This is a genomic window from Hansschlegelia beijingensis, from assembly GCF_014196425.1.
Taxonomy (GTDB): domain Bacteria; phylum Pseudomonadota; class Alphaproteobacteria; order Rhizobiales; family Methylopilaceae; genus Methylopila; species Methylopila beijingensis.
Genome location: NZ_JACIDR010000001.1, coordinates 514,853 through 530,399 on the forward strand (window position 1 = coordinate 514,853; position 15,547 = coordinate 530,399).

The 15,547-nt window shown below is 66.7% G+C and carries 13 protein-coding genes; 7 read left to right on the top strand and 6 right to left on the bottom strand.

Annotation, left to right across the window (positions count from 1 at the left end):
- Positions 1-118 precede the first annotated feature (118 nt).
- From GGR24_RS02365 to GGR24_RS02385, 5 genes are all read right to left on the bottom strand, one after another.
- Positions 119-2,131, bottom strand: a complete 2,013-nt coding sequence (locus GGR24_RS02365) for an AAA family ATPase (RefSeq protein WP_183393682.1) — start codon at positions 2,129-2,131, stop codon at positions 119-121.
- Positions 2,132-2,133: 2 nt separating this feature from the next.
- On the bottom strand, positions 2,134-3,375 hold the full coding sequence (locus GGR24_RS02370) for a DUF4357 domain-containing protein (RefSeq protein WP_183393683.1): 1,242 nt from the start codon (positions 3,373-3,375) through the stop codon (positions 2,134-2,136).
- 156 nt (positions 3,376-3,531) lie between these two features.
- The gene (locus GGR24_RS02375; protein ID WP_183393684.1) at positions 3,532-3,699 is read right to left on the bottom strand and encodes a hypothetical protein; all 168 of its coding nucleotides are present in this window, start codon (positions 3,697-3,699) and stop codon (positions 3,532-3,534) included.
- A gap of 1,216 nt (positions 3,700-4,915) precedes the next feature.
- Positions 4,916-6,028, bottom strand: coding sequence for a hypothetical protein (locus tag GGR24_RS02380; protein WP_183393685.1), 1,113 nt, complete (start codon positions 6,026-6,028; stop codon positions 4,916-4,918).
- 461 nt (positions 6,029-6,489) lie between these two features.
- Complete coding sequence (locus GGR24_RS02385; protein ID WP_183393686.1) at positions 6,490-7,821, bottom strand: ATP-binding protein; 1,332 nt, start codon at positions 7,819-7,821, stop codon at positions 6,490-6,492.
- Between the two features lie 313 nt (positions 7,822-8,134).
- Here GGR24_RS02385 and GGR24_RS02390 point away from each other — a divergent pair, with 313 nt between their 5' ends.
- The 3 genes from GGR24_RS02390 (at position 8,135) to GGR24_RS02400 (ending at position 11,129) form a co-directional block, all read left to right on the top strand.
- Positions 8,135-9,169 carry an alcohol dehydrogenase catalytic domain-containing protein gene (locus tag GGR24_RS02390; protein ID WP_183393687.1) on the top strand — a complete coding sequence of 345 codons (1,035 nt, stop codon included), beginning with the start codon at positions 8,135-8,137 and terminating at the stop codon, positions 9,167-9,169.
- A 22-nt stretch (positions 9,170-9,191) separates the two neighbouring features.
- Positions 9,192-9,620 (top strand): hypothetical protein, encoded by a 429-nt coding sequence (locus GGR24_RS02395; RefSeq protein WP_183393688.1) that lies wholly within the window; start codon positions 9,192-9,194, stop codon positions 9,618-9,620.
- A 102-nt stretch (positions 9,621-9,722) separates the two neighbouring features.
- Positions 9,723-11,129: an amidase gene (locus GGR24_RS02400; RefSeq protein ID WP_183393689.1), complete on the top strand. Its 1,407-nt coding sequence runs from the start codon at positions 9,723-9,725 to the stop codon at positions 11,127-11,129.
- A 455-nt stretch (positions 11,130-11,584) separates the two neighbouring features.
- On the opposite strand, the gene GGR24_RS02405 is transcribed toward GGR24_RS02400, so the two are convergent.
- Entirely contained in the window at positions 11,585-12,493 is a 909-nt protein-coding gene (locus GGR24_RS02405) for a LysR family transcriptional regulator (protein ID WP_183393690.1), read from the bottom strand.
- 117 nt (positions 12,494-12,610) lie between these two features.
- Here GGR24_RS02405 and GGR24_RS02410 point away from each other — a divergent pair, with 117 nt between their 5' ends.
- The 4 genes from GGR24_RS02410 (at position 12,611) to GGR24_RS02425 (ending at position 15,486) form a co-directional block, all read left to right on the top strand.
- Complete coding sequence (locus GGR24_RS02410) at positions 12,611-13,411, top strand: type 1 glutamine amidotransferase domain-containing protein (RefSeq protein WP_183393691.1); 801 nt, start codon at positions 12,611-12,613, stop codon at positions 13,409-13,411.
- Between the two features lie 75 nt (positions 13,412-13,486).
- Positions 13,487-13,783, top strand: coding sequence for a putative quinol monooxygenase (locus GGR24_RS02415; RefSeq protein ID WP_183393692.1), 297 nt, complete (start codon positions 13,487-13,489; stop codon positions 13,781-13,783).
- Positions 13,784-13,844: 61 nt separating this feature from the next.
- Positions 13,845-14,567 carry an alpha/beta fold hydrolase gene (locus GGR24_RS02420; RefSeq protein WP_246397985.1) on the top strand — a complete coding sequence of 241 codons (723 nt, stop codon included), beginning with the start codon at positions 13,845-13,847 and terminating at the stop codon, positions 14,565-14,567.
- Between the two features lie 256 nt (positions 14,568-14,823).
- Positions 14,824-15,486, top strand: a complete 663-nt coding sequence (locus GGR24_RS02425) for an NAD(P)H-binding protein (RefSeq protein WP_183393694.1) — start codon at positions 14,824-14,826, stop codon at positions 15,484-15,486.
- Positions 15,487-15,547: the final 61 nt, after the last annotated feature.

The following is a 15,547-nucleotide window of genomic DNA, read 5'->3' on the forward strand; positions in this document are numbered from 1 at the left end:
GCTAGTGGGTAAATTTGGCCCGGCTTGGTTAGCTTCATACGACGCGCTTCCTGTGTCCCGCGCTGCTCCGCCGCCGCGGTGCGCCGATCTTCCCGGCTCCACGACAGCTGCAGAGACGTCAGTCCCCAAGCGGCCACTTTCGCCTCAGGCCCACGGCGCATGCTCCTCCGATCAAGCAGCGCTGCTCCAGCAGCAGCTCCCCCAGCGTCCTCACCTCCGCCTCGCGTGCGCTGACGAGCTCCATGGTCTCCCCCATCAGCCGTTCGAGGTCTTTGCTGACGATGCGCCGGAGCTCCGGATCAAGCGCGAGCGCCTTTTCGGCGCGCTCCGGAGGCACGCGTGAGAGCAGCGTGTCGGCGAGCCCGAACGAGGCGTGGACCGCGGTCACGAGCGCCGTCGCGTGCCGCAGATCGGACGTCGCCCCGGTCGTCGCTCCGCCCGAGAACAGGACGTCGGCGGCGCGACCGGCGAGCGTCGTCTTCACGTCGCGCTCGATATCGCCGCGGCTGAGGACTCCCGTGTCGGCCGCGAAGGTGGTGACGCCGCCCATGGCTCCTCTGGAGACGATCGAGACGCTGAGCAGCTTGCGGCCAAGCGCCAGGCCGACCACGGCGTGAGCCGCTTCGTGCAGGGCGATTGCCCGCCGCAGCTCGAGCGGCGTGGCGTCCGGCGGCGCGATGGCGTCGATGAGGTCGGCGAGCGTTATGGACCGAGAGGCAACGCGGGCGCGCTGACGCGCCTGCTTCACCCAGCCCTCCGCCTCCGCGCCAGTGGCGCCAAGGCCGAGGCGTGCGGCTCTCGTGACGTCATGATCTCGCAGATCGTCACCAAGATGATGGCGAAGGACCTCCGAGAGTTCCTCCACCGTCTCCGGCGGGCGGATCTCGATGTGACGGTCGAAGCGGCCCGGTCGCTTCAGCGCCCCATCGAGCCGATCGATGTGGTTGGTGGCGCCGATCAGGATGACCGACGGCCGCTCGGCGCGGACGCGGTCGATCATCAGCAGCACGCCCGTGATCACAGGCGTCCACCAGTCGCGTCCGCGGTCTGACAGGCGCTCCCGATCCGGCAGAGCGTCCAGCTCGTCCAGGAAGCCGATCGCAGGCGCGGCCGCGGTCAGCCAGTCGAAGAAGGTCTGAGCCGCCTTCGCGACGTCGCCGAGGTTGCCCTCGGTCCTGGCGAACCATTCGCTGACGCTGGTGGTGACGATCGGCAGGCCGAGCGTTCTGGCGATCGACCTGGCCAACATGGTCATGCCCGTGCCGGGCGCGCCATGCAGCAGCATGCTCGGCGGCGGCGCTCCAGCTGCGTCCGCCGCGATCCAGTCGCGAGCCTCGGCGATGATCGTCTCGATCTCAGCCATGGCGCCGCCATAGCCCTTGAGCTGCTCGAGCGTCGGGGTGGCGTGGTCTGCCCGAACCGCGATGCGACGCTCCGCCGTGCGGCGCATGCGCCGAACAGCGGCCGCGGCGCTGGAACGGGGCCTTACCGCCAGCATGAGGTCCGGCAGATCGAGGCCTGCGACGTCGCGCGGCGTCACCGCTGCGCTGCGGCCAAGCGCGAGGCGCAGCCCCTCACGCGCGATCCTCGGCGTGAGGCGCAGGCGCACCCGAAGATCGGCCGCGTCCACATAGCCCGCCGGCAGCCAGGCCGGATTGTTGGTGATGGCCAGCACCGGCCGGTCGGCCGGCAGCGTAACGAGCTGCTCGAACCGGCTCGGCGCCTTGTTCATCGCGATGATGCGGCAGAGCGGCCAGAGCTCGCCGGCCGCACGGCCAAGCTGCGGGACCCAGTCCGGCGTGGGCGCCTCGACGACCACCACCAGCGGCTTGCCGCGTTCAAACGCGCGCCACACCCTGCGGGGCAGCAGCTCGACGATCGCGGCTCGCGCGAAGGCCGCGCTCGGCGACAGCTGCGGATCCGGCCCGTCCAGATCGTCATCGGGATCCGTATCATCATCGGAAGCCCCCTCGATGAAGGGGAGCAACGGCTCGTCGATCACCTGCGCCGTCTCCTTGTCTGCCGGCGCGTGGGGGCTGCGATCGAGCCGCGCGAGGGAGACGCTGGTGGACAGCGTCTTCCCCTTGGGCGTGTCAGCGGCTGCGGAGCGGGAGGCTTTGGAGCTGGTCATGATCAGAACCCCATCCCGATCGGCGCGCTGATCGCCAGGCCCCTGGCCTTCAGGCGGATCAGCAGAATGTCGAACACGTCCGCCGCGCTCGGCGTCCCGTCGATGGCGCAGGCCAGCACCGCGCTCATGGCGAGGTCGAGCGAGCCCGTCGCGGCCGGCTCGCCCTGGAGCGGGTTGGTGACCCTGAGCGCCGCCCGCACCGCCGCCTTGAGGTCTCCCTGCACGGCGCGCGGCCAGTCCGGCTCGCCGAGCAGCGCGGTGCGCCCCAAGACCTCGCGGATGCTCTTCGCGTCCTCCGCCGTGCAGGCCTGCGGGGAGGCTTCACGCCAGAGCGTGAGCCAGGCGGCGGAAGCCGCCCGCGGCTCCGCCTTCGGCGTGGAGGCGCGCTTCCAGTGGCCGGACGTGCTGCCCGAGACGAAGCAGGCGAGCCGCGTCTGGTTCTCGAACAGCAGGTCGCGCATCGTGATGAGCGCGCCGTGCTGCTCGGTCACCAGGCCGGCATAGAGCGCCTCCTGCCGGTGGATCGCCGCCCGGGTCCCGATGCTGGCGACCGTGAAGGAGCGGACGTGGCTGCCCTTCTTCAGCAGGCAGCGACCGTCCTGCAGGAACAGGGCCTCGGCCTTGTAGCCGCCGCCCCGGGTCCGCATGCGCCGGGCGCCGATCAGCGCCTCGAGCGCGGGCTCCACCAGCAGCTCGGCGCACATGCTCATGCCGGTCAGAGCCTGCCGCCAGCGGCCCCCAAGAGGCAGCAGACTGGACTGGCCGATGCGCGTCAGCACGTCGGCCGTGAAGCAGCAGAGCTGCTCGAAGCGCGGCTGGTCGACCGGCGCGTGGGAGGGCTCGTCGAGATTGTCGAGCTCGATCATCGGCTCGGCGGCAAGCCCGAGGTAGATCAGCCGCTCGAGCGTGCGGACATCCGGCTTGGCGAGGTCGCCACGCTCGGACGTGACCGCGATGACGAACACGGCTCCGCTGTTCGGCCGCAGGCGGCTGTGCCCGGCGAGCCGGTTCGACAGCAAGCCGGCCTCGCCGACATAGATGGAGGGCGGCGAGCCGGGCTCCTCGCGGACGATCAGATAGGCCCCGGCGTTCTCCAGCGCCTCGGCGTCGCCGAGGGGCAGGCTCGAACCCGAGATCACGGTGATGACGGGACGGCTGAGGGTGGGCGTCAGGGTGTAGACGGTCGGCAGCCCGGTGAGCAGGTGGGGGCGGGGCTTGGCGCCCGAGAAGATGAGTGAAGACATGGAGAGAGTCCTTCCGCGCCGCGTCCGGCAGCGCAGTTGAGATGAAGACAGAGGGGTTCAGAAGCGCGGACGCGCGCCGCCGCGGGCAGCCGTCACGAGCGACGTGACGTCAGATCGAAGCTGCTGATGCGGAAGACGTGCGCCCGGGCTTTGGCGTCAGCGCTCGATGCGCAGCCGCGACGCCGCGCGGCGCGTGAGGTCGGGCGTGCGGCGTCGGCGGTCAGGCCTGATCCGGCGGCGTCCGGCGCTGCTCTGCTGAGCCCTCAGGCTCTCTCCGGGGGGATTGCGGTCGGCGCGCAGCCGACCATAGATGGCGCAAGCCATGCTTGGTTCTCCTGTCACAGCAGGATCGCCGACATGGTCAGGGCGTCGGTCGCTGTTAGCGCAGCTTCCGGCGCCCGCCTCACCGCTCATGCGGGGACCAGGGCGAATCCGCGACGTCGGTGACGTCACATGCCAAGGATCAGCGGGGGTTGCGCGGGGCGCAAGCGGTTTGTGGCTGAAGACAACGCGATCGTCCGGGATGGTTAATCGCTCTGCGGTTGCGCGATGCTTGTGGCAGTGTGGCGCGCCGTCGGCGCCCGCCCGACTGGGCGCGTGGTGCGTGATGGCGTCTCTGAACGGCCGTGCGGCCGCTGCAGTTGCAGGGGAGGCGACCTGGCCGACGCTCGGTTTGTCTGCGCGGAGACGGCTACGAATGCGGGCGCCGGAACTCGAACCTGGAGCGGTCTCGTTCTTGGCCCTTCTGACCATCACCAAGGTCGGCCGCTGCGTCGCGCTCACCGCCAATCGTGATAAGCCAACGCGCACGGGAAACGGCAGGCGCCGTGCGGCCTTGTCCGGTGATCAGGTAGCTCATGCGAGCTGAACCCGAGTTCGAAATCTCTGTGCCGGCTTGGCGGGCTCGGCGGCTCCGTGGTCATCTGGCGGCGCAGAGAGCCGCGGGGCGCGCGGCAAAGGCGGCCGGTGAGTCCAGGATCGTCCCATCTGAACTGGCGCATCGAGCCGAGGCTCGGTGCTGGCTCTCTGGCTGGGATCAGGCCGGCTCCGACAGCGGCGACGTCAAGCCCGCGCCGACGGCCAGGCAACTGATGAAGCTCGACCGGTGGCAGCGCGGCGCCGGCCGGCTGTCGCAGACGCAGGGCCAGCTTCGGCGAGCGATTCTGCAAGGCGTCACCGATGAGTTGCTCGCCAACCGCCCATTGAGGTCTGGCGCCATTGCAAAGGCACACAGGGAAGCGGTGCGCCGCTGTCGTGATGCGGGACTACCAGCGCCGAAGGCGTCTCGGTATCGTAAATGGCTGAAGCTGATCAGAGGGATATAGAAGTAACTGTCTGCTTCTGACCCGTCTCGGACCTTCGCCAGGTCCGCTTCCGGTAGACTGGTTGCCCGAAAACTGACCTGTCCTCGGACAACGGAACCGAGCTGACGCCGCACGCCATGCTGCAGTGGCAGGAGGAGTGCAGCGTCGGTCGGCATTACATCGCGCCGGACACGCTGGAGGCGAAGGGTGCCGATACCTTGGCAGCCGGTCCAGGCTTACGAGCGGTCGGAGCGCTTGCCCATGGGAAGGCTGGTCCTCACCGACGACAGCAGCGCGCTTGCGCGAGCCAGATCTCGCGTCGAGAATCCTTCGTCGAATTGCCTGTACAGGCGCTCGAGCCTTTCCGTCGCGTCGGGCTGAAGGCCCATTTCCATCATGCTGACGGCGATGCGAAGCTGCCACGACTTGGCGCCGATCGCCTCTGCATCCGCCATCGCGCGGGCAAACAGGCGGGTGGCGCCGTCCGTGTCGCCGCCTCGCATGCGCACGACGCCAGCGACCCGCAACACTTCAGGACGGCACCACCCTTCGCGCTGCGTTTCTACGCCTGCCTCGGCCGCGGCGATCACCCTCTGCGCTTCGACAAGTTGACCGTTCGTCGCGAGCGCCTCGGCGAGGACGCTCCGGTAGAACGGCACGCGTATTAGGAACCGCCCCCCTGCAAGTTCGGCGATCGAGGAGCGTAGCGTTTCGATCGAACCCGGGCTGCGGCGCTCCGTGGCGGCCCAAGCTGTGAGCGTGCGGCCGAGTGGACGCCAGATCCAGATGTCGTTGCGACGAACGGTGTCGTCGAGAAGCGCGAGATACTTATCGGTCTCGTCCAGATCTCCGCGCCAAAGCGCCACTAGGAGCGCTGACGCGACGAGCGAATTGGCGACCGACATGCCGTGTTCGATCGATTGCGCGATGCCCACGGATTCCGCGGCGGCCTGCGCCGCCTGATCGGGGAATCCCAAAAGCCAGAACGTGAGTGACCGGGTGCTGCGGATCCCAACTGTGAGATCGAAGTGGAACCGGCCTAGCTTCACGCGCGGCGACGAGGCGTGATGGCCGCGCGCCAGCGCTTCGAGCCGACGATGCGCGGCTTTTAATTCGCCAGCTTGAAACTCCGCGAGCGCGCGAAGTCGCTCGCCATCCGGAAGCGCTGCGGCGTCCTCACGTGTCGCGACCTCGGCGAAACGGTCGAGCGGCGACAACGCTTCGAGATGACGACCCGAGTAGATAAGGTAGTAGACTAAGCCCCAAAGCGCGCGCAGCTGGATGTCCGCGTTCCCAACGCGTTTGGCGAGTTCGATGCAGCGCTCCCATGCGCCCTCGATCTCGGGCACGAGCGTTTCTTCGCGTGTCAGACCCCATGCGTGCGACGCGCGCAGCTTCGCCTCGATGGAGCCGTCGCCGCACTTCCTATCTTCTAACAGGGCGAGCGCGCGGGCGACATGAGATCGGCTTTCTCCGACGAGCGACAGCGCATCCCAAAGCGGGATCGCGGCGCTCGTCAGGCGCAGTCCGAGGTCCGCGTCTTCGCAAGGGCCGAAAGCCCAACCGAGCGCCTTGCGAAGATCGTCGATCCGGCCTGCGTAGAGAACTGACCAGTCGCGGGTCGGACGGAAATGCCATTCAGCTTCGGCTCTTTCGAAAACCGCAAGCAGATGGCGCGCATGCCGGCGGGCGCAGTCGCGATCCTCGCCCGCGGCCCGCAGGCGACTTGACGCATAGACCCGCGTGCTTTCCAGAAGGCGGTAGCGAAGGGTGCCCCCGCGATAGTCGCTCGTGATGAGGGATTTCGCTGTCAGTGCCGCGACGCCGGCCGCGACTTCGGCGGGGAAAGGTGCGCGTTCGCGACCACGGCGATCGCATCGTCGGCGCCGAAGTAGCCGGCGAACACCGACACGCTGCGCAGAATGAGCGCCTCGTCTTCCGACAACAGGCTATAGCTCCAATCCAGCGTCGCGGTCAGTGTCTGTTGTCTCAGCGGAGCGCTGCGGGGGCCATGCGCGAGAAGCGCGAGGCTGTTCGACACCAGGGCGCGGATGGTTGTGAGATCCAGGGTGATTACCCGCGCGGCGGCGAGCTCGATCGCCAGCGGAATGCCGTCGAGAAGGCGGCAGATGTCGGCGACGACCGGCGCGTCGCCGCTGCACAGTTCATAACCGTTCCGCTGGCGCGCACGGATCACGAAAAGCTCGATCGCGGGGAAGGCGAGTGCTTCGTCCACCCTTAGCGCCACGTCCGGCCGGGGGCTGGCAAGCGGCTGGAGCCAGTAAACGTGCTCTTGGCTGAGGCCAAGAGGCGCGCGGCTGGTCGCAAGGATGCTCGCGGCCGACGCTAGCTTGTGAAGGCGCTCCGCCGATACGGCGACGACGTGCGCCAGATGCTCGCAGCCGTCGAGTACGACCAGTCCCGGCTGGAGGCGCAGCGCGGCGACGGCGGCGTCGAGTGCATTGGGATAGGTCGCGGCGCCGAGCGCAGCAGCGATTGCGATGGGCGCCAACTGCGGATCGCCAACAGTCGAGAGATCAACGAAGGTTACAGTTTGCCCAAGCGCAGCCGCCCGGCGCGCAGCAGCTGCGGCCACCGTGGTCTTGCCTACGCCGCCTGCGCCGACGATCGTCACAAGCCGCGCTGTCGCCAGCTGCCGGACCACTGCCTCGATGTCGTCGGCGCGGCCGATAACGCCGAGATCCTTGGGCAGGTTCGCGGGACTGTTTGCGACGGGCGCGATCACCATGGTCTCGACGCTGACCGGAGCGACGAAACGATAACCCCGCCCGATTTCGGTGGCGATGAACGCCATTCCCGGCGCGACTGCAGCGAGCGCGCGGCGCAGGGCGGCGATGTTCACCCTCAAGTTGTGTTCTTCGACGAACGTGTTCGGCCAGGTATGGCGTACCAAATCCTCCTTGGAGACAACGCTTCCGGCACGTGCAACGAGTAACGTTAATATATCAAAAGCGCGAGAGCCGATCGTAACTGGTTGCCCGTCGGCCAACAGAAGTCGTGTGTGAGGCACAAAACGAAACGGACCAAAGAAATACTGAGATTCTTCGGGCGCGTACTTATCTGTAACGGCGATCGCGTTCTCCGGAGCGCCAGGCGGTGTCAGATCCTCAGGTGATGACATGGCGTTTCCGCTCCCCCAGCCATGATCGCGCCAGTCCGCACGCCAAGCCGGCGAGGCCTAGCTGGAACCAGCCTCCACCAAACGACGGAACCGCGACATCGAGGGTGAAGCGCATAATTTATACCAGTTTACGCCGCTTAACGAGACAGGTCCTCCAAAGACGAGCAGGTTTTCATCAACGCTCTGTGCAAGCAGCGTGGATCGCGCATTGCGATACAGGCTAGGCAACCAGAGTACGGAAAGCCGCTCGCGGAAAAAGAGGACAGTTATGGAAACGATGCGTGCAGTCGTAGCGGAAGAGCTACGTAGGCCGATGGAAGTCAAGAACATACCGATCCCGAACATCGGCGACGATGATATTCTCGTTCGTCCCTCAGCGTCCGGCATTTGCCGGACTGATTGGCACGTCTGGAACGGCGACTGGACTTGGGGCGGGCTAAAGCTCCCGCTTCCGATCGTGCTCGGTCACGAGATCGGTGGCGTGGTCGAGCGTGTGGGAGCGAACGTCAGGCACCTCAAGCCCGGCACGCGCGTCTGCGTGCCGTTCAACTACGCCGACGGAGACTGTCCCTACTGTCGCAAGGGGCTGCAGAACCTCTGCGACAATCCTGCCTGGGGGTTTACCACCCAGGGCTCCGGAGGTTTCGCTCAGTTCGCCCGGGTCCCGAACGCGAACCTCAATTGCGTGGCTTTGCCCGAGAACGTCACGGAGAAGGACGCCGCCGCACTGGGGTGCCGCTACATGACGTCCTTCCGGGCGGTCAAGACGCGTGCGCAGGTTCAGGGCGGCGAAACCGTCGTGGTGGTCGGCTGCGGAGGCGTCGGCAGATCCGCGGTGCAGATCGCGGCGGCGATGGGCGCCCTGGTGGTCGCAATCGACACCAAGGACAGTGCGCTGGAAGCATCCAAGGCGCTGGGCGCGAGCTACGCGATCAATTCCTCCGGCCTCACGCCCTTTGAGGTTCGCGAGAGCCTCGACAAGCTCGTCGGAAGCCGGGGCGCTGACGTCGCGATCGACGCGATGGGTGGACAGAATTCGACTCTTACGTCCCTGCATACGCTGGCGAAGGGCGGTCGCCTGTGCGTCGCCGGCCTGACCACGCAGGATGACCGAGGCGAGATAACGCTTCCGATCGACATGCTCGTGTTCAAGGAGTGGTCGCTCGTCGGCACGCTCGGCAACCCGCACAGCGACTATCCCGAACTGCTGCGATTGGTCGACAGCGGCAAGCTTCAACCAAGCAAACTGATAACGGAGGAGGTCGGGCTCAAGGACGTCCAGAGCGTCTTCGATCGGATGCCGAGCTTTAAGACAGAGGGCTTCGTCGTCGTCACCGATTTCAACTGAGCCGGATCACAGGAGATACCTCATGCCCATCATGTTCCTCAGCGCCGCCGAAGGCACCTTCGACCAAGCCGCCAAGGATGCAATCGCCCAACAGTTGACCGATCTTGGTGCCGAATGCGAGCGCCTCGCCCGCACCGACTTCGTGCGCAGCACGACTTTTCTGCACGTCTGCGATCTCCCCGCCGGCGACATCTACCATGGCGGCAAGCGCGCCACGGCCAAGATTGCAACGCTTCTCGTCAATGTCCTCGAGGGCGGCTTCGACGCGACGGCGAAGGAGCTCTTCATGGAGCGCGCCACCAAGATCCTTGGTGACGCCTCCGGCCAGACCGGACGGGTGCCGGCCTACATCATCTTCAGGGACGTCTCGAACATCAGCCTAGCCCTGTTCGGCGGGACGGCCACGCTGAAGGATCTTCGCGAACCCGATCCGAACGCAAAGCCGATCTGAGTTCGGCGAGTAGACGGCAGCGGTGTCGATGACCGACCGGCAGGCACAGCCGTCGGCGCCGCAGGCTCTAAACAAGCAGTAAGCTGCCGATCGGAAACAGAGATGAGCGAGAACATTATTTTTTCGGACGCAGTCAGACTGGCCGAACGGATCCGCACCAGGGAGGTGTCGCCGGTCGAAGTCGTGAAGGCGTATCTCGAGCGGATTGAAACGGTCGACCGGAAGATCAACGCCATCGTCGCCCTCGCAGACGGCGCAATTGAGGGCGCTAGGAAGGCGGAGGCCGCGATCTTGGCCGGCGACGACGTCGGACCGCTCCACGGCGTTCCGTTCACAGTCAAAGATTCAATCGACACAGCCGGCGTCCTCACTCAGCGCGGCTCCCCGATCTTCGAGGGGCGCATCCCGGAGACAGACGCCACGAGCGTCGCGCGAATGAAGAAGGCGGGCGGCATCCTGCTCGCCAAGACTAACCTTCCCGAATTCTCCTACTGGATCGAGAGCGACAACCTTCTTTCCGGTAGGTCGAACAATCCTTGGGACGTGACCCGCACGCCCGGCGGATCGAGCGGGGGCGAGTCGGCCGCAATCGCAGCTGGTATGTCGCCGATCGGGCTCGGCACGGACCTCGCCATTTCGGTTCGCGGCCCGGCCGCGCAGACCGGCATCGTCTCGCTCAAGGCGACGCATGGGCGGGTGCCGATGACCGGCGTCTATCCACGCGCGCCGCGCCGCTTCTGGCACGTGGGCCCGATGGCGCGCAGCATTCGCGACCTCGCTCTCGCGTTTTCGCAGCTTGCAGGTCCGGACGGAAAGGATGCCTTCGCCACCAGCGCCGGACAGTTCGACGCGGGCATCGGGCGTCAACCCTATCGGCAGCTCCGTGTCGGCTGGCTGGTGGAGCCGGGCTTCGGTCCGATCGACCCTGAAGTCGCCAGGACAGTCGAGGAAGCGGCTGAAGCTTTGAAGAGCCTCGGCCTCCACGTCGAACCCGTCCGCATTCCCGCGCTCGAGACGGACTTTGCGCTAGACGTCTTCAACCGGCTGCACGTGATGGAGATGAAGCCCGAGTTCGCCGCGGCGACTGCCGGGCACGAAGACCAGATGTACAAGATGTCAAAGACAATGCTCTCGCTGCCTGACACGTCCATGAAGGACTTCATCGCCGCCGAACAGGCCGCCGAGCGCCTGCGCGACGGCTATGCCGAATACTTCCGAAGCTTTGACGCGCTGGTCACGCCCGTATTGCCGCTGCCTGCGCACAAGCATGGACAGGCAGAATTCGTCATCAACGGGCAAAAGGTCGACGCAACCTACCTGCAGGGCGCGACAGTCCCACTCAACATCACGGGCCTGCCGGGTATTTCGATGCGGTTTGGCAGCAGCCAGGAAGGGCTCCCGATTAACGTTCAGATCGTCGGAAGTTGGCTGGCCGAGTCCACGATCCTCAACGTCGCATCGCTTCTCGAAAGCGTAAGTCCGGTCCGCGGTCTGAATCCGGACCTCTGACAGGTCTCGGGCCAAGTCTGTTGTGCTTGCCCGCCCCCTACGTGGTCGGGGCGTTCCGGCTAACAACCGGCGCCAACGCGACGGACTCGGGCGCCTTAGACGATCCTGCCTTTCTCTGATCGGATCTGCATATAGGCGAAGTTCCCGGCATGCTCGTCTTCGTCTCGCGCCTGATCGAGGCATTCAGTAAGCCGTTTTTGCTTGGCGACCATGATGAAGATAAGCATGCAGAATAAGTCTTACTCTTCTGTCAACCGACGTGATCTTGTACTTAGATCGTCTGCCGGAGCTGCGTCGGCGGTCATGCTCGCGGATGCGGCTACCGCACGGGACCAGAACGCGCCGGTCCGGAACCCGCACGACCCGAACCGAAGAGATTTGCAGGCAAACGCGTTCTCGTCACGGGCGACTCGCGCGGCATCGGAGCAGGGATGGCTGCCGCACCATCAATTGGTTCAATCACCGGGCGTCAGGTTCGCCGCCACCTCGCCGATCAGCGATCTCAGCCAGCGGTGCGCGGCATCGTGCCGATAGCGCACGTGCCATGCCATCTCGACCGGGAAGGTCCCGAGGTCGACCGGGGCAGGCAGAACCTTCAGCCTCCGATCGTGCGCCACCCTGCGGCAGATCAGCTTTGGCAGCGTCGCGCAGTAGTCGGTGACGGCGATCATCTCAACGACGGCAAAGAAGTTCGTGACCGAGATCGCAACGTCGCGCCTCAGCTGTTGCTGCGACAGTGCCTGGAACAGGCCGGCGCGCATACGGCCGGGCGGCACAACGTTGATGTGCTTGAGCCGCTCGAACTGTTCGCGGCTGATTCTGTCGCCGATCTCGGGATGATCCGTCCTCACGACGCAGGCCAGACCGTCGTCCAGCAGGTGCGTCACGACCAGATTGTCGGGGGGATCGACGATGCGGCCGAGCGCAAGCGCGGTCGCGCCGGAGCTGACGCCGGTCTCCACCAGGTCGTTTCCATAGGGGATCAGGCGCAGCTTAACGCCGGGAGCGTCACGCCCGAGCCGAGCGATGATCGCGGGCACGATCGCAAACTCGACGTAGCCGTTGGGCGCGATGGCGAACAAGCGTTCGGCATTCGCCGGGTCGAAGTCCTGCTGGCCGAGGACCGCGTCGTCAAGCCGGGCTAGGGCCTCCGCGATGACCGGCGCAAGCTCGAGCGCGATCGGCGTCGGCTGAACGCCGTAGCGCTCACGGGTGAAGAGCTGGTCCTGCATCATCACGCGCAGGCGCGAGAGGGCGTTCGAAAGCGCCGGCTGGGTCATGCCGAGTCGGTCCGCCGCGCGGGTGACGCTGCGCTCCTCCATCAGGGCGACGAAAATCGGCAGCAGGTTCAGGTCGTAGCGCATCAGTTATAACGCAAAGCACATAACTAAGATTAAGGAAATAAATTTCTGTAATATGTGGTGCTGAGCCACATTCCGTCTGCCCGCAGCGACCGCGGCCAAACTCAGACGGAGGCTCAGATGACAAACGCCACAGTTCTCGTGATCGGCTCCAACGCCACCCGGATCGAGCTCCAGGGCGGCGGCTCGGCGGAGATCGGCCAGTACCTCAACGAGACGGTCGTGCCGGCGATGGCGCTGCTCGAGGCCGGCTACGACATCGTGCTCGCGACCCCGGACGGAACCAAGCCGCACATCGACGAGGCGTCGGATACCGCGGACCATTTCGGCGGCGACGCGGCATCCTATCAGCGCGCCAGGAGCTTTTACGCCGACCACCCGTCGATGAATCAGGTCCGCACGCTGGCGTCCGTGCTGCGCGACGGCCTGGACGGTTACGCCGGCGTATTCGTTCCCGGCGGACACGCGCCGGCGGTCGATCTGATGCAGGACGCGGACGTCGGCGAAATCCTCCGCCGCTTCCACGACGCCGGCAAGCCGACCGCCCTGCTGTGCCACGGCCCGATCGCGCTTCTGGCGGCGCTGCCCAACGCGCGCGCGTTCCGCGCCGCGCTGATCCAGGAAGACAGGGAAGCCGCGACCGACGCGGCGCGCGACTGGCCCTACGCCGGCTACGCCATGACCGTGTTCTCGGCCAGCGAGGAGCGGGTCGCCGAGGAGCATCTCCTCAAGGGCAGGCTGCACTTCAACATGCCCGAAGCCCTGGAGCTCGCCGGCGGCAAGGTGAACGTCGTCGCGACGGACTTCGCGCCGAACGTGGTCGTCGATCGCGAGCTGATCACCGGCCAGAACCCGGCCTCGGATCACCAGATCGCCGCGCAGCTGATCGAAGCGCTCGGCGGCCGCCGCGCGGCCGCATGAGCACGCGCATGACCGGCTGGGCGCCTCCGTCTGCGCCCCGCCTTCACCCCCACGCACCGCAAGAGGAACGTCACCATGTCCCGTCACGTGAAGATCACCGCGATTCTCGTCGCCCACCCGGGCAAGGCCGCGGAGCTCAGGACCCTCCTTGAGGGCATGACCGCTCCGAGCCGGGCGGAGGCCGGAAACCTTCGCTACGACCTCTGGCAGGATCAGGCCGATTCCGACCGCTTCGTGATCGACGAACTCTACGTCCACGACGACGCCGTCGCGGCCCATCGCGCCACCCCGCATTTCCAGAACTACGCCGCCGCCGTCGGCGGCCTGGCGGAGCGCACCGCCCTCGTCCTCAACCCCGTTTCAGTCGCCTGAAGAAGGCAAGAAGGAGAAACTCGTCATGTTCGGCAAGATTTCAGGCCTCCTCGCTTTGGCGATGGCCGCAGCGGCCGTTCTTCCCGCGAAGGCCGCGGAGAAGCCGGTCTCCATCGTTCTGGTCCACGGCGCTTTTGTCGACGCTTCCGGGTGGCGCGCGGTCTACGACCGGCTGACCCGAGACGGCTACGAAGTGCTGGTGGTCCAGAACCCGACGATCACGCTCAAGGACGACGCGGCCGTCACGAGACGCGCGATCGCGAAGGCGAAGCACCCGGTGGTTCTGGTCGGCCATTCCTACGGCGGCGCCGTCATCACCGAGGCCGGCGACGATCCCAAGGTCCGCAGCCTCGTCTATGTCGCGGCCTTCGCGCCGGACGTCGGAGAGTCCGTCGCGACGCTGGCCGAGAAGCCGGTTCCCGGCGAACCGCAGGCGCCGCTGCTGCCGCCCGCAGATGGCTTCCTGATCGTGGACCCGACCAAGTTCGCAGCCGCCTTTGCGGCGGATGTGGACGCCGGAACGACGGCGTTCATGGCGAACGCGCAGAATCCCTGGGGCATCGGCGCGGTGGGCGGCGCGGTCACCACGGCGGCCTGGAAGTCGAAGCCGAGCCACTACCTCGTGGCGACGGAGGATCTGATGGTGCCCCCGACCGCCCAGCGCAGGATGGCGAAGCGCATCGGCGCGACGATCAAGGAGCTGAAGGCCAGCCACGCCGTGATGATGTCCCAGCCCGACGAGGTCGTGGCCTTCATCGAAAGCGCGGACGCAACGCCCAGGTGAGCGAAAGACGGAGCGCTTCTCTTTACGGAGCGGGGCGCTTCAACGCTCAAGGGCTCTCTCGGAGCTTTTTGCGACGAGAGGGGCGCGGTCCAAGAGTCCCGGGGTGCCTGCCGAGACGTCGAGCCGCCCTGCCGATTCCGTCGCCCGAGCGCCACGACGCCGAGCGCAAGCCTCGTCTTCAACCCCGTCACCGAACCGTCCGGCCGCCGCCGAACAGAGCGCCAGCGACCGCGACACTCTGAAAAGGAGAGCAGACATGAAAGTCTTCATCATCGGCGTCGCCGGCGGCGTGGGACGCCGGGTCGCGGAGCAACTGGCCGAGGCGGGCGACGAACCCACCGGTCTCGTGCGCCGGCCTGAGCAGGCGGCGGCGCTGGCCGCGAGCGGCGTACGAACCGCGGCAGGCGATCTGGTCGCGATGTCGGTCGACGAGTTGGCGGAGGCCATGCGCGGCTCCGACGCCGTCGTGTTCAGCGCCGGAGCCGGCGGCAGGGACAGCGACGACGCGACCACCCAGGTCGACGGCGACGGACCAGGAAAACTGGCCGCTGCGGCGAAGCTCGCGGGCGTTCGACGCTTCGTCCTCGTCTCGGTCTTCCCCGAGGCGTGGCGCGAGCGGCGCATGGACGCCGCGTTCGAGCGCTACATGGTCCAGAAGAAGAAGGCGGAGACCCACCTGGTCCTGACCGGCCTAGACTGGCTGATCGTGCGGCCCTCCGCCCTGACGAACGAGCCCGGGACCGGCCGCGTCGACCTGGGCCTTGCGAAGACCCACACCGAGATCGCGCGTGACGACGTCGCGGCCACGATCGTCGCGCTTCTGAGGGCGCCCCACCTCAAGCGGCTGATCCTGGAGGTCACGGGCGGACCGACGCCGATCGCCGACGCGGTCGAAGCGATGACTGGCGCGCCGCAGTGAAAAGGGGTCATCGGGTGGCGATGGGTTCACCGATTCCAGCGCGCTTCCGGCGATCGGCGCC